At 37.4% G+C, this 25152-nt stretch carries 24 protein-coding genes; 1 reads left to right on the top strand and 23 read right to left on the bottom strand.

What is annotated here, in order from left to right:
- The 12 genes from mutS to GKE48_RS07755 all read right to left on the bottom strand — a co-directional run bounded on the left by mutS (position 1) and on the right by GKE48_RS07755 (position 15315).
- Positions 1-2655: a DNA mismatch repair protein MutS gene (mutS, locus tag GKE48_RS07810; RefSeq protein ID WP_154300810.1), complete on the bottom strand. Its 2655-nt coding sequence runs from the start codon at positions 2653-2655 to the stop codon at positions 1-3.
- A 15-nt stretch (positions 2656-2670) separates the two neighbouring features.
- Positions 2671-4092 carry a tRNA (N6-isopentenyl adenosine(37)-C2)-methylthiotransferase MiaB gene (miaB, locus tag GKE48_RS07805; RefSeq protein WP_022098562.1) on the bottom strand — a complete coding sequence of 474 codons (1422 nt, stop codon included), beginning with the start codon at positions 4090-4092 and terminating at the stop codon, positions 2671-2673.
- 24 nt (positions 4093-4116) lie between these two features.
- Positions 4117-5793: a bifunctional diguanylate cyclase/phosphodiesterase gene (locus GKE48_RS07800; protein WP_022098561.1), complete on the bottom strand. Its 1677-nt coding sequence runs from the start codon at positions 5791-5793 to the stop codon at positions 4117-4119.
- 27 nt (positions 5794-5820) lie between these two features.
- Entirely contained in the window at positions 5821-7068 is a 1248-nt protein-coding gene (locus tag GKE48_RS07795; protein ID WP_022098560.1) for a glutamate-5-semialdehyde dehydrogenase, read from the bottom strand.
- Positions 7068-7628: a 5-formyltetrahydrofolate cyclo-ligase gene (locus GKE48_RS07790; RefSeq protein ID WP_012739222.1), complete on the bottom strand. Its 561-nt coding sequence runs from the start codon at positions 7626-7628 to the stop codon at positions 7068-7070. Before GKE48_RS07790 ends, GKE48_RS07795 begins: the two co-directional genes overlap by 1 nt.
- Positions 7629-7883, bottom strand: a complete 255-nt coding sequence (locus GKE48_RS07785) for a DUF896 domain-containing protein (protein WP_012739221.1) — start codon at positions 7881-7883, stop codon at positions 7629-7631.
- 14 nt (positions 7884-7897) lie between these two features.
- Positions 7898-9043, bottom strand: coding sequence for a hypothetical protein (locus tag GKE48_RS07780; RefSeq protein ID WP_022098559.1), 1146 nt, complete (start codon positions 9041-9043; stop codon positions 7898-7900).
- Positions 9044-9084: 41 nt separating this feature from the next.
- The gene (proB, locus tag GKE48_RS07775; RefSeq protein WP_012739219.1) at positions 9085-9936 is read right to left on the bottom strand and encodes a glutamate 5-kinase; all 852 of its coding nucleotides are present in this window, start codon (positions 9934-9936) and stop codon (positions 9085-9087) included.
- A 69-nt stretch (positions 9937-10005) separates the two neighbouring features.
- Positions 10006-11652, bottom strand: coding sequence for an NAD(P)/FAD-dependent oxidoreductase (locus GKE48_RS07770; RefSeq protein WP_082425959.1), 1647 nt, complete (start codon positions 11650-11652; stop codon positions 10006-10008).
- Positions 11653-11657: 5 nt separating this feature from the next.
- Positions 11658-12902 carry an aminoacetone oxidase family FAD-binding enzyme gene (locus tag GKE48_RS07765; RefSeq protein WP_154300809.1) on the bottom strand — a complete coding sequence of 415 codons (1245 nt, stop codon included), beginning with the start codon at positions 12900-12902 and terminating at the stop codon, positions 11658-11660.
- A gap of 5 nt (positions 12903-12907) precedes the next feature.
- Entirely contained in the window at positions 12908-14446 is a 1539-nt protein-coding gene (locus tag GKE48_RS07760) for a glycoside hydrolase family 43 protein (RefSeq protein ID WP_154300808.1), read from the bottom strand.
- Positions 14443-15315, bottom strand: coding sequence for an AraC family transcriptional regulator (locus tag GKE48_RS07755; RefSeq protein ID WP_022098555.1), 873 nt, complete (start codon positions 15313-15315; stop codon positions 14443-14445). Before GKE48_RS07755 ends, GKE48_RS07760 begins: the two co-directional genes overlap by 4 nt.
- A gap of 193 nt (positions 15316-15508) precedes the next feature.
- Here GKE48_RS07755 and GKE48_RS07750 point away from each other — a divergent pair, with 193 nt between their 5' ends.
- Positions 15509-16288, top strand: a complete 780-nt coding sequence (locus GKE48_RS07750) for a ZIP family metal transporter (protein ID WP_022098554.1) — start codon at positions 15509-15511, stop codon at positions 16286-16288.
- 3 nt (positions 16289-16291) lie between these two features.
- Here GKE48_RS07750 and GKE48_RS07745 read toward each other — a convergent pair whose 3' ends face one another.
- From GKE48_RS07745 to rpsU, 11 genes are all read right to left on the bottom strand, one after another.
- Entirely contained in the window at positions 16292-17152 is an 861-nt protein-coding gene (locus GKE48_RS07745; protein ID WP_154300806.1) for a L,D-transpeptidase family protein, read from the bottom strand.
- A gap of 100 nt (positions 17153-17252) precedes the next feature.
- Positions 17253-19226: an oleate hydratase gene (locus tag GKE48_RS07740; RefSeq protein ID WP_154300805.1), complete on the bottom strand. Its 1974-nt coding sequence runs from the start codon at positions 19224-19226 to the stop codon at positions 17253-17255.
- Positions 19227-19375: 149 nt separating this feature from the next.
- Positions 19376-19933 carry a TetR/AcrR family transcriptional regulator gene (locus GKE48_RS07735; protein ID WP_055285546.1) on the bottom strand — a complete coding sequence of 186 codons (558 nt, stop codon included), beginning with the start codon at positions 19931-19933 and terminating at the stop codon, positions 19376-19378.
- Positions 19934-19948: 15 nt separating this feature from the next.
- Positions 19949-20800, bottom strand: coding sequence for a DegV family protein (locus GKE48_RS07730; protein ID WP_022098550.1), 852 nt, complete (start codon positions 20798-20800; stop codon positions 19949-19951).
- 17 nt (positions 20801-20817) lie between these two features.
- The gene (locus GKE48_RS07725; RefSeq protein ID WP_055285541.1) at positions 20818-21186 is read right to left on the bottom strand and encodes a hypothetical protein; all 369 of its coding nucleotides are present in this window, start codon (positions 21184-21186) and stop codon (positions 20818-20820) included.
- 62 nt (positions 21187-21248) lie between these two features.
- Entirely contained in the window at positions 21249-21629 is a 381-nt protein-coding gene (gene cdd, locus GKE48_RS07720; RefSeq protein ID WP_012739209.1) for a cytidine deaminase, read from the bottom strand.
- Positions 21630-21641: 12 nt separating this feature from the next.
- Positions 21642-22151 (bottom strand): rRNA maturation RNase YbeY, encoded by a 510-nt coding sequence (gene ybeY, locus GKE48_RS07715; RefSeq protein WP_012739208.1) that lies wholly within the window; start codon positions 22149-22151, stop codon positions 21642-21644.
- A 1-nt stretch (position 22152) separates the two neighbouring features.
- Positions 22153-23172, bottom strand: a complete 1020-nt coding sequence (locus GKE48_RS07710; protein ID WP_055214885.1) for a PhoH family protein — start codon at positions 23170-23172, stop codon at positions 22153-22155.
- Positions 23165-24349, bottom strand: a complete 1185-nt coding sequence (locus tag GKE48_RS07705; protein ID WP_154300804.1) for a sporulation protein YqfD — start codon at positions 24347-24349, stop codon at positions 23165-23167. Before GKE48_RS07705 ends, GKE48_RS07710 begins: the two co-directional genes overlap by 8 nt.
- Positions 24333-24629, bottom strand: coding sequence for a YabP/YqfC family sporulation protein (locus GKE48_RS07700; RefSeq protein ID WP_012739205.1), 297 nt, complete (start codon positions 24627-24629; stop codon positions 24333-24335). Before GKE48_RS07700 ends, GKE48_RS07705 begins: the two co-directional genes overlap by 17 nt.
- 273 nt (positions 24630-24902) lie before the next feature.
- Positions 24903-25079, bottom strand: a complete 177-nt coding sequence (rpsU, locus tag GKE48_RS07695) for a 30S ribosomal protein S21 (protein ID WP_005539624.1) — start codon at positions 25077-25079, stop codon at positions 24903-24905.
- Positions 25080-25152: the final 73 nt, after the last annotated feature.

Genomic DNA, 25152 nt, shown 5'->3' with positions numbered 1-25152 from the left:
TTACCAGCGGTTCTTAGCTTTTCCCTGCAACTTATAAAGCGTATTCAGTGCATCAATAGGTGTCATATTGCTTATATCAAGATTCATTATATCAGTTACTATATCATCATCCTTAACAGTATCAAAAAGAGACATCTGCTTAACTTCAAGGTCATTAACCTTTCTGTACTTGTCATTCATCTTGTCAAGCTTCTTGGAATACTGTGCAATGTCCTTAGCTTTCTGTGATATATCAGCATCACTTAAGTCAACAACAAGCTCCTTCGCCCTGTTAAGAACCACATCAGGAACTCCTGCAAGCTTGGCAACCTGAATACCATAGCTCTTGTCAGCACCACCCTTTACTATCTTTCTTAAAAAGACGATATCATCACCGTTCTCCTTGACAGCAATACAGTAATTATTAACTCCGTCAAGCGTTCCCTCTAACTCGGTAAGTTCATGGTAATGTGTTGCAAAAAGCGTCTTGGCTCCAAGATATTTAGTATTGGCAATATATTCAACAACAGCCCAAGCAATGCTCAGTCCATCAAATGTGCTTGTTCCTCTTCCGATTTCATCAAGAATTATAAGGCTCTTAGGAGTTGCATTTCTCAAAATATTGGCAACCTCTGTCATCTCAACCATGAAAGTAGACTGTCCGGAAGCTAAGTCATCAGATGCTCCGACTCGTGTAAATATACGGTCTACAATACATATATTGGCTGAATCAGCAGGCACGAAAGAACCTGTCTGTGCCATAAGCACAATAAGTGCAGTCTGTCTCATATATGTAGATTTACCAGCCATATTAGGACCTGTGATAATCGAAATCCTGTTCATGCCATTGTCAAGATAAGTATCATTAGCAATGAACATATCGTTGGAAATCATCTTCTCAACTACAGGGTGTCTACCATTCTTAATATCTATAATACCCTTTTCATTAATCTTAGGTCTTACGAAATTATTCTGTGTTGCAACTACAGAAAGTGACGCATACACATCAATCATTGCAATAGCCTTAGCAGTGTTCTGTATTCTTACAACCTCTGCCGCTATGCGCTCCCTGACCTCACAGAATAAGTCGTACTCAAGTGAGTACAGCTTATCCTCTGCGCCAAGAATAATATCTTCAAGATGCTTTAACTCATCTGTAGTGTATCTTTCAGAACCGGTAAGAGTCTGCTTTCGTACCCATTCAGCAGGAACAAGGTTTTTAAATGAATTAGTAACCTCCAGGTAATATCCGAATACCTTGTTATACTTAACTTTAAGATTTTTAATTCCTGTCTTTTCTTTCTCCCTGCTTTCAAGCTCTGCAAGCCATTCTTTTCCTTTAATTTTGGCATTACGAAGCTCATCAGCCTCTGCTGAAAAGCCGTCCTTTATCATTCCGCCATCACGCATTGTAATCGGAGGATCATCTATAATTGCAGTGTCAACAAGATTATATAAGTCTTTTAAGTCGTCCATCTGCTCAAAGCACTGTCTGAATACATCACACTTAAAATGTCCTATCTGATTCTTAATGTGAGGTATCATCTCCAGGGAATTCTTAAATGCAATTAAATCCCTTGGATTAGCCGACTTACAACTAATCTTAGTCATGATTCGCTCAAGGTCATATATAGGGCCAAGATATTCACGAATCTCTTCCCTGTCAATTGCATTATCAGAAAGCTCCTCTATAGCGTCCTGTCTTCTTATAATCTCGTCTCTGTTAATAAGCGGCTGCAGAACGAGATTTCTTAACGCTCTTGCGCCCATTGCAGTCTTGGTCTTATCAAGTACCCACAGAAGCGAGCCTTTTTTCTGCTTTTCACGCATAGTCTCAACAAGCTCAAGATTTCGTCTTGATGAACTGTCTATAAGCATGTATTTGCCTGTTGTGTAAGGCACAATGCTTGTAATATGCGACATATCGCTTTTCTGTGTCTGGGTAAGATATATAAGAAGTGCTCCCGCAGCATCAATTCCTACCGGATAATCCTTGATTCCAAGTCCGTCCAGCATATTTACATGAAAATGTTCTTTTAACTTTGCCTTGCAGGAATCATCATCAAAGTACCAGTTTTCAAGTGTTGACACTGATATGGAAAGCTTCTCTGATATAAATGTAAGGTCTATTCCGCTCATTGCAAAATACTCATTAAGTATTATCTCTGACGGAACAAACTTATTAATTTCATCAATAAGCTCCGCACCTGTCTCAATCTCAGTTACAAAGAAGTCACCTGTTGAATAATCTGCAATAGCAACACCAAGCACATCTCCAAGATAAACAATACTCATAAGATAATTATTCTTAGTTTCATCAAGTGCCTGACTGTTTAAGTTAGTTCCCGGTGTTACAACCTTTATAACCTCTCTTTTAACAATACCTTTTGCCTGCTTAGGGTCTTCCATCTGCTCGCATATTGCGACCTTGTGTCCATTAGAAACAAGCCTGTTAATATAAGTTTCTGCCGCATGAAAAGGAACGCCGCACATAGGCGCACGTTCCTCCTGTCCACAGTCTTTTCCTGTTAATGTAAGTTCCAGTTCCTTAGAGACAACTAAAGCGTCATCAAAAAACATTTCATAGAAATCTCCAAGTCTGTAAAAAAGTATGCAGTCCTTGTACTCTGCTTTAGTAGCAAGATAATGCTGCATCATTGGTGAATACTCTGCCATTATATTACTCCCTGATTAATCCTCGATAAGTCTGCCCATATAGTAAAATCCTTTACATTCGTCAAGATGTACTGTAACAATCTGTCCGATAAGTGATTCATCCCCTGCGAAATGTACAAGAATATTATTAGTCATTCTGCCTGTAACAAAACCTTCTTCATGGTCATCTTTACCCTCAACCAAGACTTTCATATCCATGCCCTCATATCTTCTGATATGCTCATGTGACACCTCATTTACAGTTGCAAGCAGTCTGTTAAATCTGTCCTTAACAACATCCTCAGGCACCTGATTCTCCATTCTGGCAGCAGGCGTACCTGTTCTTTTTGAATATATAAATGTATATGCACTATCAAACTTTGCTTTCTTTACAACATCAATAGTATCCTCGAAATCTTCCTCTGTCTCTCCTGGAAACCCAACAATAATATCAGTTGTAATAGAAACATCGGGCAGTATTCTTCTTATCATCTCAACCTGCTCTAAGTAATGCTCTTTAGTATACTTTCTGTTCATCAGCTTAAGAAGCCTTGAGCTTCCTGACTGAAGTGGAAAATGTATATGATTACATATTTTCTTGGAATCTCTTATAACTTCAAGAGTCTCTTCCTCAATATCCTTAGGATGAGGTGTCATGAATCTGATTCTTTCAAGTCCCTCTATCTTATCAATCTCTCTTAGAAGCTGCGCAAATGATACAGGCTTGTCAAGTGTCTTTCCATAAGAATCAACATTTTGTCCAAGAAGCATAACTTCTTTGACGCCATCCTTTACAAGCCTTTCAATCTCCATAATGATATCCTTAGGCTCACGGCTTATCTCTCTTCCTCGTACATAAGGCACGATACAGTAAGTACAGAAATTATTACAGCCGTACATAATATTAACACCTGATTTGAATGGGAACTTTCTTTCTGTAGGAAGCTCCTCAACAATATCCTTTGTCTTTTCCCAGATATCAATAACCTGGCTTCCTGATGTAATTCTGTTATATATAAGCTTTGCCATTGCATATATATTAAATGTACCAAAAACAATATCAACAAACTTATAAGAATCTCTTATCTTCTCGACCACATCAGGCTCCTGCATCATACAGCCACACATTGCAATAAGCATATGCGGATTCTTTCTTTTGACATTCTTAAGATGTCCAAGACGTCCATAAACCTTAAGATTAGCATTCTCTCTTACAGTACATGTATTATATATAACAAAATCTGACTTATCCTCATCCTCTGTCTCAAGATATCCAATCTCTTTAAGTACCCCGAGAAGCTTCTCAGAATCTCTGGCATTCATCTGGCAGCCAAATGTGTGTACACATGCATATAACGGTCTGCCTATTTCTTTTGTTTTCTTTTCCAGGAACTTCTTACATTCTCCAATATAATAAAGCTGTTCTTCAAGTGCACTGGTGTTATTAACTTCCTGCATTATCTACAATTCTCCATTCTATACTTATCCTAATACAAATCTTTTCAAGTGCTGTTCTTCAAAATCTTGTAAGCATACCGGTTTACCATAATAGTATCCCTGAATATAATCTGCACCAAGTTTCTTAACACATGAAAGTTCTTCCTTTGTTTCAACACCCTCAATACACACATGCAATCCCATCTCATGTGCCATCTTAATTATAAAACTTACCATAAGATAATTATCTTTAAGTTTATCTATATCAGTTACAAAAGACCTGTCAACTTTAACTATATCAAATGTTCTGTCACGCATATATCCATAATTTGAATATCCTGTTCCAAAATCATCAATTGCGAATCTGAATTCATTCTTTACAAATTCTTTAAATACGTTCTGAACAGCTGGTATCTGGTCCATCTCTATAGTTTCTGTTATTTCAAATACATAATGATTATTAGCTGCACTGTATCTTTCGATATTCTCTAATACATCTTTAACTATATTACTTTTGACAATCTGTACAAAAGACAAATTAATATGCATAACAAAATCCGGAATACTGGTAATCCATCTGTTGCATGCCTTAGCAGCAGTATTAATTATCCATCTTCCAAGTGGAATAATAAGTGCACTGTCCTCTAGAAGCGGTATGAATGTGTTAGGACCTATAAATCCATATTTTCTGCTATTCCATCTTATAAGAGCCTCTGCTCCTGACAAACTGTCATCGTCGGTATTATATATTGGCTGAAAATATAACTCAAATCCTTCAAAGCCTTCACTTATACATCTGCGTAATTCATCCTGAACACTAAGTTTTTCTATATACTCTGTATACTCAGTTTCAACAAATATTTCACATCGGTTCTTACCATTGAGTTTGGCAGCATGAAGAGCAAATTTGGCATTTTTTAACAACTCATTAAAACTGTCTTTCTCTGTATCAAATTCAGCAACCCCTGCTGATATTGTAAAAAATATATCATACTTTCTTATTTCAATTGCTCTGTCAATACGATTTCTTATTCTCTTATAGAGAATCTTAGCCTGATTAATATCATTTTCCATGGAATACGGCATAAATATGGCACATTCATCACCAGGCATTCTGAATATTCTAAGTGGTGTGTCAATATATTTCTTTATTGAATCAGTAAGAATATTCAATACTTCATCACCTGTTTTTGCACCATATTTTTCATTAATTTCTTTAAAATTATCTACACCAACAAGCATAAGAAAACCTGACGCATTTCTGGTTTTAGCATATTCATTATATACATTTTCAAGAACAATTTCCCTGTAAAGCCCTGTATTATTATCAAATCTGCTCTGTTTCCCAATCTCCGATATTCTTCCGATAAGGTAAATAGCTCCATGGCTTATTATATACTGTCCTCTACAATTTATTGCAACATATTCTCCATCCACAGTTTTCCATCTATACTCTAAATTATGACTGCTCTTTCTTCCATTCATTCCATCCTCTATATCATTCATCAGCATATCAATATCGTCCGGATGAACAACTTTAACCAATTCCTGCATAGCATTGGAAAATTCCTCTGAATCAAGTGCAAACACATTAGTTATTGATTTTGAATAAACAGCTTTATCATTAGTTAAATCCAGTATATAAAGATAATCATCTGTACTCTGTCCGACAAGATGAAGAAAATATTTCATTTCTTCTAAATCAAAATCTCTTCTAATCATAAAAACACCCCATACTTATAAAACATCTTACTGTCTTATCTGTCCCTCTCCGTATATAACATACTTAGTAGTTGTAAGTGCTTTAAGCCCCATAGGACCTCTTGCATGAAGCTTCTGTGTGCTTATTCCAATCTCAGCACCGAATCCGAATTCAAATCCATCAGAAAATCTTGTGGAAGCATTTACATATACACATGCAGCATCTATTTCATCAAGAAATCTGTTGGCATTATTGTAATCTTTAGTAATTATTGACTCTGAATGGCCTGTGTTATATGTATTAATATGTTCTATTGCTTCGTCAACAGAGTCAACAGTCTTAACAGATATAATGTAATCAAGATATTCCATTCCCCAGTCATCATCACTTGCCGGAACAATTCTTGAATCACACTGCATTGCATATTCATCACCACGCACTTCAACATTCTTTTCTTTAAGTGCATTTACAATAAGTGGAATTGCCTGCTTTGCAACAGCTTTGTGAATAACCAATGATTCACACGCATTACATACTCCAATTCTTGAAGTCTTGGCATTATATATAACTTTGACAGCCATATCAATATCAGCATATTCATCAACATATACATGACAGTTCCCTGTACCAGTTTCAATTACAGGTACTGTACTGTTGTTGACAACATTCTTAATAAGCCCTGCTCCACCTCTTGGAATAATTACATCAATGTAATCATTCATCTTCATAAGCTGGTTAACAAGTGCTCTGTCTGTATCTTTTATAAGATTAATAACATCAGGATTAATTCCGTTGTCAGAAAGTGCATTTGCAATAACATCTGCAATAGCAATATTAGAATTAATAGAATCACTTCCGCCTCTTAAGATGCAGGCATTGCCAGACTTGAAAGTAAGTCCGAATGCATCAGCAGTAACATTAGGTCTTGACTCATATATAATTGCAACAACGCCAAGAGGTACTCTCTTCGTTCCGATAACAAGTCCATTAGGTCTTTTCTTCATGCCTGTTACTTCGCCAACCGGATCTTCAAGACCTGTAAGAACTCTTATTCCATCTGCCATTGCATTGATTCTCTTAACATCAAGCGTAAGTCTGTCAATAAGAGCAGGCTTCATTCCGTTGGCTTTGGCATTAACAAGGTCTTTTTCATTGGCTGCAATTATACTCTCTGCATTAGCTATAAGTGCATCAGCAACCGCTTCAAGTGCCTTATTCTTCTCATCTATTCCAAGCTTAGCAAGATATCTTGATGCCTTCTTAGCCTTAATTCCAATCTGTTCAAGTGATTCCATCAATTCTCCCTCCTTATAAACTGTGTCTGTGTAATAATATAATCCGGTTTTAAATCATGTTCCTCATAAGGAATACTCTCTAAAAGCTGGAAATCAAAAGCAAGTGCCGCTTTTATAAATGTATTATCTTCCGATAGATATCTGTCATAAAAGCCTCCGCCATAACCTATTCTGTGAAAATCATAATCAAACGCAAGCCCCGGCATAATAAAAAGTCCATCTCTGATCTTAGCTTTATCGCAGACGTCAGACGGTTCCATAATTCCCATATAACCACTTACAAGATCATTCTCATCAGATAAGCAATAAAACTCCATCTGTGTCTTTGATAAAACTTTTGGAGCATATACTTTCTTGCCATCCATAAAGCACTGCGAAAGAAGCATATATGTATCAACTTCCCTGTTATAGCTCATATACAGAAATACATTTTCCGATGTCTTATATATGTCCGATTTTTTCAATCTGTCAATTATAAGTCCGCTCTGCATTTCAATATCTTCATCTGACAATTCATGTCTGCGGTTCATAATAAGCTGACGCACTTCATTCTTATCCATCTAGTTACCTTTCTCTGCCTGTTCCTCTGCCAATCTTTTCATCTTCTCATCATGTCTTGCCTTGACATCTATTAAAGAACCATCAGGATTCTTAATCTTAATAGATTCTAACTGTCCTCTTAAGTTTTCTCTGAAAGCTTTAACATAATCAGCTCTTAACTGCTTCTGTTCAGCAAGTTCTGCATCTGTAAGTCCCTCTGCTTTAGATTTATGATAAAGCTCGTTAATTCTTTCTAATGTTTTCTCTGTAACCATACAAACCTCTGTCACTAATTAGTAAATATAATCAAATCATCTCCGCTTTCTGCACAACTGTTATATACAGCCTTTGTAGAAAGCACAGGATGATGAAGATCCAAAATTCTATATGCTTCAATATATTCAGAAGCTTTCTTAATAAAGAAAAATCGATGTCTCATACGGGTTATAACAACAATATCATTTTTCATATATCTGAATTTCATATCAGAATGAAGCCTGTATTCTGGCTTCTGTGTATTAAGATTAACAAAGCATGTACTTTTATCCACTTTTTTAAGTAAATATGGGATATCATTGATAATATAAGTAAAACTTAAATCCATTGCATGTTCAACATTATTATTAAGTCTTACCTGCTTAACCTTTGTTATAGCATCATATATAATGATTTCTTCTGACTGACTATTAAAATTATATTTCGAATAAATAATCTTTCCAGAACCTGCCTTTATATATGGAAATGTAGTCGATTCATCTGACACATCAAGTTCTTCCATAGTTATCATCTGACCATTAAACGATATCTCAGAAACAAACTGTTTAGCATTAAGTACAGCTATTTTTTCTTCGCCGCCTGTTCCATCTGATACAAGTCTGTCTGCCCCGAATTTTATGACACAATTGTTTCCACCTATTGGAAGTACCTTATATATACCTGTATTTTTCACAAATGTATCACTCATATCATTATCTGTTTCAGAATTAATATCATAGAGAAATATATCTTTCAGTTTTCCTTTCTTTTCAAGCTTTTCAACAAAAAAATAATTAGAATCCATAACAAATATATAATATCTCAATCCATCAGATATATCAGTATTATCTATCTCCATACTGAATACTGCCTCATTCTCATTAGTATCGAACATAAACCTGTATACAGTAAGAAGTGTACGGCTTTCAGTCACTGATTCCAGTGATGTGAAGAACATATAATTTCTTTCAAGGCATGCATATCTCACCTTACAGAAATTATACTTCTTAATCTGCGATGCCACTTCAAATTTTTCATTAGTTGCTGCATTCAGAATAAAATATTTCTTTCCCTGAAGACCCTGATACTGATAATTATCATCTGTTATCTGCATTAAAAGCCTGTCATTAATAGAATAAAATATTCCCTTCTCCGAATTCCTCATCAGCTTAATATCCATGTATGACCTCCCGTTGTCGTCCAAGTAATCTTCAATCAGCCTTAATCTATAAGAGACATCAGGTCAAAATCAGATGCTCTGTGGTCTAAGAACAATGTTCCAACATTCTCTCCTGCCATAACCCTGATAATATTGTCAACATCATTACCATTAGTAATAATCATATCCGCCCCCGACAGTGTTGCAATCTTTCCTGCAATAAGCTTGGTTGTCATTCCGCCAGTCCCCATATTACTGCCAGATGAATCTTTACCCATTCCCATAAGCTTCTCATCAATCTCGTATACAGTTTCAACAAATTTTGCATTAGGATTAGTGTTTGGATCATCTGTATACAGACCATCAATATCAGATAACAGAATAAGAAGGTCCGCTCCGATAATTGAAGCAACAATTGCTGAAAGTCTGTCATTATCTCCAAAAGCCTGTAGCTGTTCAATCTCGTAAGTTGATACTGTATCGTTCTCATTAACGATTGGAACTGCCCCAAGTTTTAAGATTTCGTTAAATGTATTCTGCGCATTAGTTCTGTTAACATCATTAACTATTGTATTCTTGGTAAGAAGAACCTGTGATGCAACTGCACCATATTCTGCAAATATCTTCTGGTAAACCATCATTAACTTAGCCTGTCCTATGGATGCACATGCCTGTTTTACCGGAAGTTCTGTAGGTCTGTCACAAAGTCCTATAACAGCCCTTCCCACAGCTATTGCACCAGAAGAAACTAAAACAACATCTTTTCCTGAATTCTTAATATCAATAAGAATCCTTACCAGCTTTTCAATCTTTAAAAGGTCCAATCTGCCTGTCTGCTCATGCATAAGTGAAGATGAACCTATCTTTATAACAATTCTTTTCTTATCTTTTATAAACTCTCTATAATTCCCCATATTTTAATATCTCCAGTAAAAAAATCAAATACTGGTCTATTTTACTATATTTTTATTAAAAAGTCCATATTATCCCATACAAGCAGCTGTTACTGCCATATATTCCGCAACCTTAACACCATCAACTGCAGCAGATGTTATGCCTCCTGCATACCCTGCACCTTCACCGCACGGATACAATCCACATACTGATGTACTTACAAGTTCATCGTTTCTTATTATTCTTACAGGACTTGATGTTCTGCTCTCAACACCCGAAAGTACGGCATCTTTCCTGTCAAAGTCATGTATAAATCTTGAAAAACCATGCACACCTTCAACAACCGAATCTGTCACATAAGAAGGTAATACATTCCTAAGATTAGCAAATGTATATTCACCCTTTATGCAAGGCTCAACCTCTCCCAATTCCGTTGTTGTTATATTTTTTTCAAAATCGCCAAATAACTGTACCGGAACTTTTCCATTTCCTTCAGCATAAGCGTTTGCTTCTAACTGTCTCTGAAATTTTATTCCGTCAAGTACTCCATGTCCGAAATCATCCGGTCCGACTGTAACAATTATTGCTGAATTAGCATTGCGGGAATCACGGCCTGAATAACTCATTCCATTAACACATGTCCTGCCGTTCTCTGATGAAGCATTAACAACATAACCTCCTGGACACATGCAGAAAGAATACACACCTCGTTCTTTATCTGTATTCTTTGTCTTGTAAGTAACTTTATAATCAGCAGCCGGAAGCTCATATGCAGCATCAGCATAAGCATTATAATTAATCATTTCCTGAGGATGTTCTATTCTTACTCCAACAGCAAAAGGCTTCGGCTCCATATCTATATTCTCACTGTGAAGATATTCAAATGTATCTCTTGAGCTGTGACCTATTGCAAGGCACACTTTACTGCATTTTCTTGCATACTCGCCATCTTTGTCAGATATGACAACACCACACACTTTTCCGTCTTTAATCTCAATCTTTTTAAGACAGCTTCCAAAATTAACTTCACCGCCAAGCGCAGTAATATGCTGTCTTATATTCTTAATTACAACCGCAAGCACATCTGTTCCTATATGCGGCTTATTGGCGTACAGAATCTCTTCTGATGCACCGAACTTTACAAAGCTCTGCAGAACATATCTTATTCTTCCAAATGTATCTGAAATCTGTGTGTTAAGCTTTCCATCAGAAAATGTGCCTGCTCCGCCTTCACCAAACTGAACATTACATTCTGTATCAAGCTCCCCCGTCTCCCAGAACTGTGCAACCTTCTTCGTTCTTGTATCAACATCCTGTCCACGCTCATATACAACAGGTCTAAGCCCCGCTTTGGCAAGCTCAAGAGCACAGAATATTCCTGCCGGTCCAAACCCGATAACTACAGGTCTTTCATCTTCATTAACATTTTCTGTCGCATTAACAGGAAACTTATAGATAACCCTTTTAGACATAACAGCATTTTTACAGCCTGATTTCTTAATTATATTCTCAAGCTTTTCTTCCCTGCCGGAACGCACCACCTTATACACTTCGACACTGTATATATGCATAACCTGAGGCTTGTGTCTGCAGTCAAGTGACCTTTTTGCTATTTCATAATCAATCTGTGCATCTTTTCCAAGTCTTAATTCTTTTCTTATAATTCCTTCTAAAAATGCTGTATCTTTATCAGGAGATATCTTTATATTACTAATCTTAATACATTTCTTTTCCATTATTCTTATTCCTGTCTGTTACAATAATCAAACGCTGACTTAGCAGCAACCACGCCGCTGCTCCATGCCCACTGAAGGTTATAACCACCACATCTGCCGTCTATATCCACAAGCTCCCCTGCAAAGAATATCCCAGGGTTATCAACTGATTCAAGATTCTCATTCAGTCCGGATACATCAACACCACCCTGACATACCTGTGCATAATCATTTCCCTTATATCCTGTTATATGGTAGCGGAGGGATTTCATATGTCTGACAAGTTTCTGGCATATGTCGTCATCTATATCAGAAGCCGAGGAATTGCCCTCAATTCCAATATCCTTACATATCATCATTACAAGCTTTTTATTAAACAACCCTGACAGGCTTTCGCTTACTGACTGATGCTTTCTTGTATTAACAGCACATTTTAGCATTGATAAAAGGTCATCTTCTTTAATATCTGCTGCCACATCAACAAGTGCTTCAACCCTCTGACCTTCTTCCATCGCCCTGACAGCAAAACGACTCACCTGAAAAACAGGGATTCCTGATATTCCATAATCAGTAAACTGAATCTCGCCAGTATCCTCAGCAACCACTCTGCCTGCTGCCATAATCTTAACATTACCATATGCTCTTACACCCGTTGCAAGCTTCATATTCTTCTTGTCCGATTCAAGTGCCGTAAGAGCCGGCAGAGGCTTAACAACCTTAATTCCAAGCTTCTTAACAAGCTTATAACCGCTTCCATCAGAACCAGAAGACGGTGAAGCTGCCGAACCGCATGCAAGTATCACTGTCTTAGTCTTAATTGTATTAGTCTTCGCTCCTTCAAGCTGTAACACATATTCGCTGCCTGCCCTGTCAATTCTTTTAACAGATGTCTCAAAGAAAACCGGAATATCAAGTGCCTGTATCTTTCCTGTAAGCGCCAGAGCCACAGAAGCCGCCATCTCTGACCTCGGATACAGATAACCATTACGTTCCTTCTTATATACACTTAAGTCCTCAAAAAAATGTATTGTATCATCAACATTAAACCTGTTAATAATCTCCATCGCATAATCTGCGTTATTGTTCTGATACATTTCCTTAGTCATAAATGTATTAGAAAAATTACATTTGCCATTGCCAGTCTTTAATATCTTAGTTCCAAGCTTTGCTGTGTGTTCTATAATCACAGTCTGCATATTATTCTCTTTACATTGTATGGCAGCCATCATTCCGGCTGCACCTCCGCCTATAACCACACAATCAAAACTCATAAAATCTAATCCTCATATTCAAAATAATCAAAATCTGCCGGTATCCTGCTTCCGCAGCCACCATTATTGGCATATATTCCAACAAGCGTTCCTGTATGACGCTTTCTGTCATCAGGCACACCCTCATCACACAGATATATACAATTTTCAAGCACTCCTGCTGGTTCCCATTGTTCACCATCATAGCTGTAGAAAAAGCTTCTTGTCAGTTTATCAACTACAACTTTTAAGTATATGCTCTGCTCCTTTATATTGTCCACCTGTGAGATAAGTTCTTCGCCATGGTTTCTGTTAATCACAAGCTGCAATTTTCTTCCATTCTCATAACACAATGACAATCTTGCATAAGTCGCAGTACTGTAATAACAGGTAAGACCTGCCTGTTCTCCGTCCTTTTCAGGATAGAAGTCAACCTTTGTATGTGCTGTATACGATAATTCCTGTTCTCTTCTTACAAGAGTATTCTTAGCCCTTATCTCATTAAGAGTTCCGTCCATTGTCCAGAGCCTTAAGTATCCTTTTCTTTCTGTAAGAGAATAATTACCCTTAACAGGATTTCTTACAAACTCCCAGTTAAGATTAAGTGTATCATCATCAAAATCATCTCTTGTCCATTTTTCATATGTGCATTCAGGTAATTCAGGTGCTTTCTGTGTAAGGCTTGGTCCTTTTCTGTCATTAATCACAAACCAGCCGTCTGAAAGCCATGTAACAGGGTCAAGTGCTGTCTCTCTTCCTATTGTTGTATAGTTGCCCTGATTAGGTCTTCCACACAGATAATAGCACCACCAGCTTCCGTCCTGTGTCTCAATTATATTGCCATGTCCTGTTCTCTGAATCGGTGCATCTGGATTAAACTGTCTCAATACAGGATTGTATGGTGATTCCTCATATGGTCCATACAGATTCTTTGAACGGGCAACATTGATTCCGTGTCCATAGCCTGTACCGCCTTCCGCAAGCATTGCATAATAATACTCACCCTTCTTAAAAATGTGTGGTCCTTCCGGACATCTCTCTCCAGTTCCTGGCCATACACACACACTTTCACCTATAACCTTAGTGCAGTCATCACTGAGTGGTAAAAGATTGATTCCCGGACTTATAAGAAGATACTTCTTACCGTCATCATCAACAAATAAAGATGGGTCAATATTATCAACCTCAAGCCAGGCTGGCTTTGAATATGGTCCTTGTGGCTTATCTGATGTTACAACAAGCTGGCGTCTTAATACATTATTATCTCTTTTGCCATCTCCGTTAAGCCTTAAAGTTGCCATTATAATGAATTTACCATCAACATAATTAATATCCGGTGCCCATATGCCATGTGAGTCTTTAATATCTCTTAAATCAAGTTCTTCTGAATCTGTAATTGCATGTCCAATTACATGCCAGTGAATCATATCCTTGGAATGGCTGATTGCAATTGCAGGGAAATACTGAAATGTTGAATTAGCCATATAATAGTCATCTCCAACTCTTACTAACGAAGGATCTGGAAAGAATCCTCTCTGTACCGGATTGTTATACATATCACTCATATCGTAAACTCCTTTTCTTTAATATATTTTCTAAATTTTGCAGGTGTCATGTTGTATTTCTCTGTAAATATCCTGTAAAAATATCCTTTGTTTCTATATCCGACTTCCTTTATAATCTCATCAACATCCATTGAATCTTCTTTTAAGAGAATGGCCGATTTGTTCAATCTGCAATCCTGCAGATATTCCGTGAAAGTCATACCTGTCTGTGCCTTTAAAAACCTGTTGAAATAATCCTCCTGATAACCGAATCTTTCAACAAGCATATCTATTGTAACATCTTTCATATTATCTTCAATAAAATCTGTAATTTCCTGATGCAAAAGCCAGTTAATTTTCTTTCTTATGTATCTTGACTGTGCATACTCATATACTGTTCCTAGCCGCCACAGAATCCTAAGCATAAGCCCCTGACATATATATGCAGACGCCATATCCGCCACACCACACTCGCTTATCATAGCAGTAAGCATATCCTTAAGCTCATTATCATAATCATCTTTATAGCCAAAATGTATATATCCGCTGTTCTTTAACACTTTAACAAGCTCTTTAATATAATCCACCGCCTGTTTATCCGCCATAGCATTACTTATAACCGCATTAATAATCTCATCTGACACTTCGAGTCTTATTACAAATGTGTCATCTTCCTCAAAGCTTTCCTTATGTACGCACCCCGAATTAATAAAGCATACATCGCCTTTCTTTATATGCACCTTATCCCCACATACATGCTCAGTAAGGCTTCCATCAGACACATATAAAAGCTCCGCATATCCATGTTTATACATGTCAGTTTCACTACCTGCCACATACCTGTTCACATGAAACAAAAAGCTGGTTCCTTTATCAACTACATTCCCCATATCTGACACCTCCAACTTGTATAGAAACATTCTATCACAAAAAGTCGTTGTAGGAAACTTTTATTTCAGAAAGTCGTTACAGGTAACTTTTGGCATATTATCACTCTCTTTCGATAAAACATTTGTAATATAAACCCTTAAATGCTATAATAATAATGTTAGTTATGCCTAACTTACATAGAAAGGAGCTTTTATGTCAGAATTTATAATATTAGCAATTCCTTTTATCGGAACATCTCTTGGCTCTGCCATGGTGTTCTTCTTAAAAAAACGGATTGCTCCAAAGTTTGAGAAAATGCTTTTAGGATTCGCGGCAGGAGTTATGATTGCCGCATCAGTATGGTCTTTGCTGATACCATCTATAGATATGTCAAAAGGAAGCAGTGCTCCGGAATGGCTGGCTGCACTGGTTGGTTTTCTCGCAGGAATATTCTTTCTTCTGCTTCTTGATACTGTCATTCCACATATGCATATTGAAAGCAGAAATCAGGAAGGTATTAGAACCAATTCCATATCCAAAACTACAATGATGCTTTTTGCTGTGACATTACATAATATTCCTGAGGGTATGTCAGTCGGTGTTGCATTCGCCGGTGCAATGATGAAAGATTCAGGAATAACTGCTACTGCTGCAATGGCTCTTGCAATTGGTATTGCAATACAGAATTTTCCAGAAGGAGCAATTATATCAATGCCATTATGCAGTGAAGGCATGAGTAAGAAGAAAGCATTCATATGCGGAGTGCTTTCTGGTGTTGTTGAACCTGTCGGCGGATTCATAACAATTCTTATTGCTGGTATTATCACGCCTGTTCTTCCTTATCTGCTTTCTTTCGCAGCAGGAGCTATGATGTATGTTGTAATAGAGGAACTTATTCCTGAATCACAGAACGGCGAACACAGCAATATAGGAACTATAGGTGCCGCTGTAGGATTTGCACTTATGATGGTTCTTGATATAGCATTGGGATAGTGATTACTCAATCACTATCCCACAATCCTCACCTATATTTCTTAATATAAATGCCATATCAGACTCTGGTACTGATACACAGCCTGCCGTTGGTCTTCCATTAGAGCAATGTAAGAAAAAACAGCTTCCTTTTCCCGGAACACCTTCTATGTTATATCCAATAAACAGACAGTACCCATAAGCTGTCGGATAATCAATTATTCTTTCAGACTTGCTCTTGTCCCAGTCTGTATCAGAATCAGCTCTTGCATACTGATTATATAAAGGAGAAGACGAATCTCCTACCCAGTAATCATATTCATCTACCTGAAGATAAGGAACTTTCGTTCCCGGATCCGGATTAATTCCAAATGCAAAATACAACGGAAATGTTCCCTGTGGTGTAGCTGATGTAAACTCACTCGCCTCACCAACTCCATTAGAACCTACAAATCCATCTGTCCTTAAAATCTCAGTCCATACGCCATCCTGCAGTTCATGCATAGTTACAGTTGCATTTGTTCCATTCGACTGGACAATTACAAGCTGAGAATACTGTGATGATGCTGCATAACCCGCTGCAAAGCTATTATTATCTGGCTCTGCTACCTGTGGTGCTGTCTCATATACAGTCTGTGAAGAATCCGTAACCTCCGTTGCCACAACTGTCTTGCTTTCTTCTTCTGTTGTCTCTTCCTGCTGTGTTTCAGAATCCATTGTCAGTCCAGTAGTTGTCTCCTGTGTTCTTAACTGTGTTGTTTCCTGTTGTACCGCTGAGACAGTAGTTTCTTTATCTTTCATGTCTGTTACATTTTTCTTATTGCCGCATCCATTTGCAACCAGAGCTGTTATCAATAACAAAGTTAATATTATAGTCTTCTTCACTTTTATCTCCTGATGTATTATTTCCCTGCAAAAAGGGATACCAGCCATAAGTTTAACTGGTATCCCTTCATGTTTCAACACATTTCAGCTAATATTTCAACTAATATTTCATATAATCTTTAATTACATCATGGTCTTTTAGCACTTTTTCAATAACAGTTCCTTTTATCTTCTTTAAGACAACCTTCTTGATAACATTAAACGGTCCTAAATCAATCTCTAATGGAGATTTGCCATCCATAAGCTTAACAGATGAATCAAGCAGGTCTCTTACATCATATACACTGCCCCAGACCTCAGGAACACCTCTGTCTACGCCAAGCAGTCCATATACAGCCTCCATTGCAGTTCTGACTGAATACTCTGTCGTAAATATTGTGTCCCTCGGAGTCTCAGCAAACTGTCCAAGAAATGCAAAATTAACGCAGCCATCAGGAATAACATCAGGTCTGTCACCTTTTCTTCTTGGCATGAAAAATGCAGTAATAAATGGCATCATTGTTGGTGTAGTGTTACAGTGGTTCTTAGCAAGCTCATCAATCTCTTCAACAGGAACGCCAAGATGATACAGCCATTCTGCTGTAATCTCTTCACCTGTACACTCTTTCATAGGCTTCTTGATATAATCACCATCAACATCAGTAAACAGGCTGTATACCCATACACACACCTCATCCTTCTTCTGTTCCTTAAACTGTCCCTGTCTGTTAATTGTCCAGCTTAAAAGCCAGCTTGAATCCTTACAGCTGACAATTCCGCCTGTAACAACATTTCCAGTTCTTGGGTCCCTCTTACATATCTTCTTAATGTAAGAAATAATCTTCTCATCGCTTGTTGTAACAGTTGCAGACTCCCAGTTAGACTTTGATATATCACCACAGAACTTCTCTGGGTGTCCAAATGAACTATCCTGTGCTGCAATATTCTTCCACAGACTCCAGCAGCCGCTTGTTCTTACCTCTGCATTACCTACCGGGGCATGTGTATGGTCACCGTATATAGTACCTTCTGTACAGCTTCCATTAGTAACAAACACCAAATCATTCTCAGTAAGATCAATTGACTTAGTCTCACCTTTTACAGTACATTCAATGGTCTTTGCAATCTTCTTTCCATCCCTGAAATCAAAGATTACATTATCAACTCTTGTGTTAAACCTGAAATCAACACCTGCATCTTCAAGATATTTCTGCATAGGCAAAATAAGTGATTCATACTGGTTATACTTGGTAAACTTCAATGCTGAGAAATCAGGAAGTCCACCTATATGATGGATAAATCTCTGAATATAAAGCTTCATTTCAAGCGCACTGTGCCAGTTTTCAAATGCGAACATCGTACGCCAGTACAGCCAGAAATCTGAATCAAAAACTTCCTCATCAAAGAAATCTTCAATTGTCTTATCATACAGATCCTCATCTTTAGTGAAGAACAGCTTCATTATTTCCATACAGCCCTTCTGGCTTAAATTAAATTTGCCATCTGTATGTGCATCTTCACCTCTGTTTACAGTTGCCCTGCAAAGAGAATAATTAGGATCATGCTTGTTAAGCCAGTAATATTCATCAAGTACAGAAACTCCCGGAGTCTCAATAGACGGAATACTTCTGAACAAATCCCACAGACATTCGAAATGATTCTCCATCTCTCGTCCGCCACGCATTACATAACCTCTTGTAGGATCATTAATTCCATCACATGCACCGCCTGCAATATCCATAGCCTCAAGTATATGAATATTCTCACCCTTCATCTGTCCATCTCTTACAAGAAAGCACGCTGCAGCTAATGCACCAAGACCACTTCCTACAATATAAGCTGATTTATCATCAACTCCTTCTGGTTTTTCCGGTCTTGCAAATGCTTCATAGTTACCATTAGAGTAATATATTCCCTTACTATTCTTAGTATATTTCCCTCTTTCAGTATTGCGAAACTCCTTTTGTGCTCTTTCCTGAATGTCTTTAGTTACCTTCCTCTGTTCATCCCTTTTGTTCTTTTTTGATACAACTGCCGCACCTGCCCCCAGTGCAAGAATAGAAGCTGCTCCTAGTTTTAACGCCTTTTTGCTCATAATCTTTTCCACCTTTCTGTGCTTTCTTATTTATTTTTGCCGTTTTTTATTATATTTAGCATACATTTTTTCTCCAAATAAAAAAACAGGCAAAGCATGTACTTTGTCCCAAAATCGAACACTTTACATGTTTTGTCTGTTTTTAATAACTAATTATTAGCTTCACATAGATTAATCATTGTATCAATCGTTGCATCAAATGATTCAGAAAAACGCTTAATAAGATCTTTATCATATGGCGGCATTCCATCGCCTATCCATCTTGACACAATTCCAACTATTGAATAGCTGTAAAAGCTTGTTATATACTCTCTGTCATCTTCTGTAAGCTTATGGTCTTTAGAATATTTCTTAACAAAAAGTCCAACAAGATATTCTGTTGTATTATGCAGATATTTCTCAATAATATCTCTGTTTCTGGAATTATACACATGAATAACTGCTGCACGATACTCAATAATAACAGAAGCTGCCTTACTATATGTCTCATAAAAAGTTGCATCTTCCGTAATATCAATATTCTTTTCTGTCTCTTCTATAAGAACACTGTCAAGCACATCATATATATCACTGAAATAATAATAAAATGTATTCCTGTTAATTCCACATTCCTCACATATATCTGTAACCGTTACCCTGTCAATATTCTTACGCTTTAGCATATTAAGAAAACAGTCCATTATCGCTTTTTTCGTAAATTTAGCCATACATTTCTCCTGAAATTATTCTCCGGCAATAAAAAGAACTCCTAATGTTCCCGGACCACAATGAGAAGATATAACGCCGCCTGCCCTTGTTTCATATATTTCATCAAACACATCAAGTTGTTTAAGATAATTCTTTACTTCATCAACTATCTCTTTATCACAGCCAGAGTGTGTAATGAATACACGGTCTTTCTTAGCCTTCTTAAGGTCTTCTTCCATATCCTTAACATAATCCAGTACAACATTCTTCATGCGTCCTCTGTACTTCTTTCCAGGATTCATCTTTCCATTATTAACTTCAATTCTTGGATGAAGTTTAAGTACACCGCCAGCCATGGCAGCCAGTCCGCTGCATCTTCCTCCTCTGTGAAGGTAAGTAAGCGTATCAACAACAAAGCTTGCCCTGACTCTCGGTCTTAATTCTAATATATTCTTCTCAATGTCAGCTGCAGACATGCCTTTTCCTGCCATAACAGCAGCCTCGACAACAAGATGTCCTATTCCTGTAGACAGATTCTCAGAGTCAATTACATGAATCCTGTCCTCTGCCTCAAGCTCTCTTGCCGCAAGTCTGAACACATTAGCTGTAGTTGACATATCCTCTGATATTGCAAATGCGACAATATCCCTATCCTCTTCTAGAACACATTTAAACATCTCTATTGTATCATCAATAGACACCGCCGACGTCTTAGGTGTTGTCTTATTCTCATCTGCCCATTCATATATCTTATCTGGCGTAATATCAATTCCATCCCTGTATTCATCATTGCCTAGCAGAATGTGAAGCGGAATAACCGATATATCAAGCTTGTCTATAAGTTCCTTAGTCAAATCACTTGTACTGTCCGAAATAATCTTAACCATGTAAATGTATATCCTTTCTAGCTGCTATATGTCTGCAGAAAATCATACAGCTGTGCTTCTCCTTCAAAATATATCCCTTTAGTCAGTCTTTCTCTTATATCATCTGGAAGTGAATCCATATTAATATCTGCATAATCATAGAACACTTCGCGTCCTTCGTTCACAATATTTCTGTATATTCTTAAAGTATCTCTTTCGTACTTAAGCACATACTGGTACTCTTCACTTTCAGTTACTTTAGTCACCTGCGAGCTTACCTCTTCTTTAAAATGCTGATTAGAAGGCTTCTTATTATCTGTTACCACAAGTATAAATATTGCAAGTACTACAGCTATTACAGCCATAGTCATAATCACAACATAAAGCCAGAATGATTTCTTATTCATCAATACTCCCTCCTGTAAGTTGTCCTTACTGGGAAGTATTAACATTTATAAGCAATATTATACTATAACGAAAAGCTGTCTGGCAGAATTTCACTCATTGTATAAGTCTTAAGCCCGCCGCCTTCCTCAACAATAATTCTTGTATCAGGATTGAAAAATTCAGACATCACCTGTCTGCATATTCCACACGGATAAGCAGGCTGGTCTCCTGAACATACAATAGCAATCGCCTTAAAATCCTTTACACCCTCACTGACCGCCTTAAATATTGCAGTTCTTTCTGCACAGTTAGTAGCCCCGAAAGAAGAATTCTCAATATTACAGCCTATAAATACCTGTCCATCAGTACTTAAAAGTGCCGCACCAACTGCAAAATGTGAATACGGTGAATATGAGTTCTCAAGTGCCTCTTTAGCTTTAGCAACAAGTTCATTATCTGTCATATATGTCACCTCTTAACGGGTAATTCCAAGTCTTTCAAGTACTTCATTCTGCTTTGCTTCCATAACTGCACTTTCTTCTGGTGTCATGTGGTCATAACCAAAAAGGTGCATCATACTGTGTGCTGTAAGAAATGCCAACTCCCTTTTTTCAGAATGACCATACTTGTCCGCCTGTTCCTTAATCTTCTGAACGCACAGAACAATATCTCCAAGAAGAAGCTCTCCTGTATCAGGATTGAAATAATCCTCAGCATTGTTTTCTAACTCGTCCTCAATTGCATCAAAATCCGAAGGTGTAACATAATTAACTCCCGGAAATGAAAGTACATCTGTCGGAGAATCAATATTTCTGTATTCCTTATTAATCTCGTGGATAGATTCACTGTCAACAATTGTTACATTAACCTCTGCTTCATAAGGACATTTTTCATAATCAACCGCCTCATTGACAACATCAGTAATTATCTTCTCATAATCTAAGTCAAGCTTTTCCTCGGCTTCGTACTCTATATTAATAGTCATATCAATTTTTTCTCCTTCCTGTCTGACTTCCCTTTCTTGCTTCTCTTCTCTTGGCAGCCTTAGCCTGATTCTCCTCGTAATCCTCATATGCCTTGACAATCTTCTGTACAAGAGGATGCCTTACAACATCTTTATTCGTAAGCTTTATAAATGCTATCTCTTCAACCTTGGATAAAACCTTAGTCGCAACCTCAAGACCTGACACGGTATCCCTTGGCAGATCCTTCTGTGTCATATCACCTGTAACAACAACCTTTGAGCCGAATCCAATTCGTGTAAGGAACATCTTCATCTGTGCAGGTGTTGTATTCTGTGCCTCATCAAGAATAATAAATGCATTGTCAAGTGTACGGCCTCTCATATATGCAAGCGGTGCAACCTCGATAAGACCTTTTTCCATATTAGCATTAAAGCTCTCTGCACCCATAATCTGGAAAAGTGCATCATACAGAGGCCTAAGATACGGATCAACCTTACTCTGCAAATCTCCCGGCAGGAATCCGAGCTTTTCACCAGCCTCAATCGCAGGTCTTGTAAGAATAATCTTGTTGACCTCATTATTCTTAAATGCATTAATAGCCATCGCCATAGCAAGGTATGTCTTACCTGTTCCTGCCGGTCCTACTCCGAACACAATCATCTTATCCCTAATGGCATCAACATACTCCTTCTGTCCGAATGTCTTAGGCTTGATAGGCCTTCCTGCAATCGTCCTGCACACTGTATCAGAATCAATCTCAATCAGCAAATCAGCCTTTTCTTCAAATGACTGTGCAATGGAATAATCAACATTCTGTCTTGTAATCTGGTTGCCTCTCTTAGACAGCTCATACAGATAATTAAGTACTCCTGATGCTCTCTGCACTGCTGCCTCTGCACCTATAACCTTCACAGAGCTGTCTCTTACAATAATTGTAACCTTAAGTGTTTTCTCTATAACCTTCGCATATTCATCAAACTGTCCAAATATATTCGAACAGTGTTCCACCGGTATATTAATAAGACTCTCTACCTCACTCATCAGATGTCTCCACCTTTCTAACATCAAAATCCGCAGGAACAGTTGCATCAATATCAGCATGTGCAATATACTTATCCCCGCTTCTTTCTATATTAACATGATAATCATTTATTTGCACTTTATTTTCTTTCAAATGTTTTATAAATCTCTCAGCTTTTTCATTAAGAATAGCCGCTGCTTCCTCCTCACTGTACTCAGCCTCATTTTCCTTATACTCATTAAGAGTAATCTTCTGTACAGATACAGGAAGTGCAATCAGATTACCAATCTTTATATTCCCCTCATTAACAACCTTGTCATACTCTTTTAAATGTCGTGGAAAGCCGAGAGAAATTTCATATTTATCTATGCTTATAGCATATGTCGTCATCTTTCGTCCAGTATATATTTTATCGGCATATACCGCATTTATCTCATTATCCCATGATAACTGCGTTCTTATCAGAATATCCGCCTGAGCCTGCGTCTGAAATTGCTGTATATTCTCCTCGTAATCATCAGGAACATACAATGTATTCTCAACAAGTATGTCGCCTTCTGATACCTCGTCACCAACAGTGACCTTCGGTGTTCCGCTTCTGGTTATAATGTATTCAATAACACCGGAATATCCTGATATTATATTGCCATCATTAGTGGTGCTGTGTAGCTCATCAGCTTTAGATTCATCAATACTGACTTTCAGAATATTTCCCTCAATCCGTACATTAACCCATGTAACCTGCGACAGTTCATTTTTAATTGCCTTCTCGATATTTTCTGTATCTATATTCTTAACTTTATCACCTGTGTTGATGCCATGCTCTTTAAGAAACCTACGCATTGAATCATCTGTATATATGTAATTTCCGTCAAATTCAATACTCCACACGAATCTGCTGGCAATGAACATCAATACAAATGCAGTGGCAAAGCCAGCAATTATCGAATAATTTCTTCTGTATCTTGCAAAAAGAAACTCTATATCATGTTTCTTTAAAACTTTAATATGAACATGACATTTTCTTCGCATTTCCTTAGTCTTGAAATAATCCTGTCTTGTTATTCTCGCTCTTATTGTCTCTTTCACACACTGGCAGTTATATAATGTAATCCCGCGCCTGCAGCACAGATTAACGAACCTTTCCCGCTCCCATCCGGATATTTCAATAACAATATAATTATGTATCCTTTTCATCAGCCTCTCCTTTTAGAGAAACTTTGCCAATGCGTCCCCTAAGAAGGATTTCGTCCTGATTCATATGGTATATCACAAGATTGCTCCCGCTCACTCTTATATTACCTATTTTCGTAGAAACCTTAAGATATTCGCTTGAATACTCAAGTATCCCCCTGTAATTCTCTATAAAAACCTCGCAGTCACCCAGCATTGATATAACAGGAAGTCCTGCAACAACATCTCTGCTAAGATCACACATCTGTCCGAGCCTTATACCGCTGCTGATAAAATCGACCATATAAGCAGACTTCCAAAATCTTTTTATATTCTATGCTGTTATCCTTTAAAGTATGATTTTAGTCTGTCATTATATTTCCTATTTCTAATTTTTTAATAAGACTCTCTTTAATATCCGTTATATGTTGTCTGAAATAGTTGTGATTTGTTGCTTCAAAATTAAGTATCCTGTTAAGTTTATAATTGAGACTTTCCAGCAAAACCGGATTTTTTATTATAAATCCAAAAAGAGCGATGCCTAAGCACCGCTCTCTCATGTCAAAAATATTAATTATTAGTTGAACTTACGTTTTCTAGCTGCTTCTGACTTCTTCTTACGTCTTACGCTTGGCTTCTCGTAATGTTCTCTCTTACGAATTTCCTGCTGAATGCCTGCCTTAGCACAGTTTCTCTTGAATCTGCGTAATGCGCTATCTAAAGACTCGTTTTCTTTAACGATGACATTTGACATACTACTTCCTGACCACCCTTCTGTTGCAAATTGTGCGCCAAACTACATAAATAGGGTATTTACTAATCGCACA

This window comes from Lachnospira eligens (assembly GCF_009680455.1).
Taxonomy (GTDB): domain Bacteria; phylum Bacillota; class Clostridia; order Lachnospirales; family Lachnospiraceae; genus Lachnospira; species Lachnospira eligens_A.
Note: the sequence above shows the minus strand (reverse complement) of the source record. Positions and strands in the feature narration are given on the sequence as shown.

Coding starts and splice junctions, on each gene's coding strand:
- mutS (WP_154300810.1), bottom strand. CDS start 2,655: ATGGCAGAGTATTCACCAATGATGCAGCATTATCTTGCTACTAAAGCA.
- miaB (WP_022098562.1), bottom strand. CDS start 4,092: ATGCAGGAAGTTAATAACACCAGTGCACTTGAAGAACAGCTTTATTAT.
- GKE48_RS07800 (WP_022098561.1), bottom strand. CDS start 5,793: ATGATTAGAAGAGATTTTGATTTAGAAGAAATGAAATATTTTCTTCAT.
- GKE48_RS07795 (WP_022098560.1), bottom strand. CDS start 7,068: ATGGAATCACTTGAACAGATTGGAATTAAGGCTAAGAAGGCATCAAGA.
- GKE48_RS07790 (WP_012739222.1), bottom strand. CDS start 7,628: ATGGATAAGAATGAAGTGCGTCAGCTTATTATGAACCGCAGACATGAA.
- GKE48_RS07785 (WP_012739221.1), bottom strand. CDS start 7,883: ATGGTTACAGAGAAAACATTAGAAAGAATTAACGAGCTTTATCATAAA.
- GKE48_RS07780 (WP_022098559.1), bottom strand. CDS start 9,043: ATGGATATTAAGCTGATGAGGAATTCGGAGAAGGGAATATTTTATTCT.
- proB (WP_012739219.1), bottom strand. CDS start 9,936: ATGGGGAATTATAGAGAGTTTATAAAAGATAAGAAAAGAATTGTTATA.
- GKE48_RS07770 (WP_082425959.1), bottom strand. CDS start 11,652: ATGGAAAAGAAATGTATTAAGATTAGTAATATAAAGATATCTCCTGAT.
- GKE48_RS07765 (WP_154300809.1), bottom strand. CDS start 12,902: ATGAGTTTTGATTGTGTGGTTATAGGCGGAGGTGCAGCCGGAATGATG.
- GKE48_RS07760 (WP_154300808.1), bottom strand. CDS start 14,446: ATGAGTGATATGTATAACAATCCGGTACAGAGAGGATTCTTTCCAGAT.
- GKE48_RS07755 (WP_022098555.1), bottom strand. CDS start 15,315: ATGGGGAATGTAGTTGATAAAGGAACCAGCTTTTTGTTTCATGTGAAC.
- GKE48_RS07750 (WP_022098554.1), top strand. CDS start 15,509: ATGTCAGAATTTATAATATTAGCAATTCCTTTTATCGGAACATCTCTT.
- GKE48_RS07740 (WP_154300805.1), bottom strand. CDS start 19,226: ATGAGCAAAAAGGCGTTAAAACTAGGAGCAGCTTCTATTCTTGCACTG.
- GKE48_RS07735 (WP_055285546.1), bottom strand. CDS start 19,933: ATGGCTAAATTTACGAAAAAAGCGATAATGGACTGTTTTCTTAATATG.
- GKE48_RS07730 (WP_022098550.1), bottom strand. CDS start 20,800: ATGGTTAAGATTATTTCGGACAGTACAAGTGATTTGACTAAGGAACTT.
- GKE48_RS07725 (WP_055285541.1), bottom strand. CDS start 21,186: ATGAATAAGAAATCATTCTGGCTTTATGTTGTGATTATGACTATGGCT.
- cdd (WP_012739209.1), bottom strand. CDS start 21,629: ATGACAGATAATGAACTTGTTGCTAAAGCTAAAGAGGCACTTGAGAAC.
- ybeY (WP_012739208.1), bottom strand. CDS start 22,151: ATGACTATTAATATAGAGTACGAAGCCGAGGAAAAGCTTGACTTAGAT.
- GKE48_RS07710 (WP_055214885.1), bottom strand. CDS start 23,172: ATGAGTGAGGTAGAGAGTCTTATTAATATACCGGTGGAACACTGTTCG.
- GKE48_RS07705 (WP_154300804.1), bottom strand. CDS start 24,349: ATGAAAAGGATACATAATTATATTGTTATTGAAATATCCGGATGGGAG.
- GKE48_RS07700 (WP_012739205.1), bottom strand. CDS start 24,629: ATGGTCGATTTTATCAGCAGCGGTATAAGGCTCGGACAGATGTGTGAT.
- rpsU (WP_005539624.1), bottom strand. CDS start 25,079: ATGTCAAATGTCATCGTTAAAGAAAACGAGTCTTTAGATAGCGCATTA.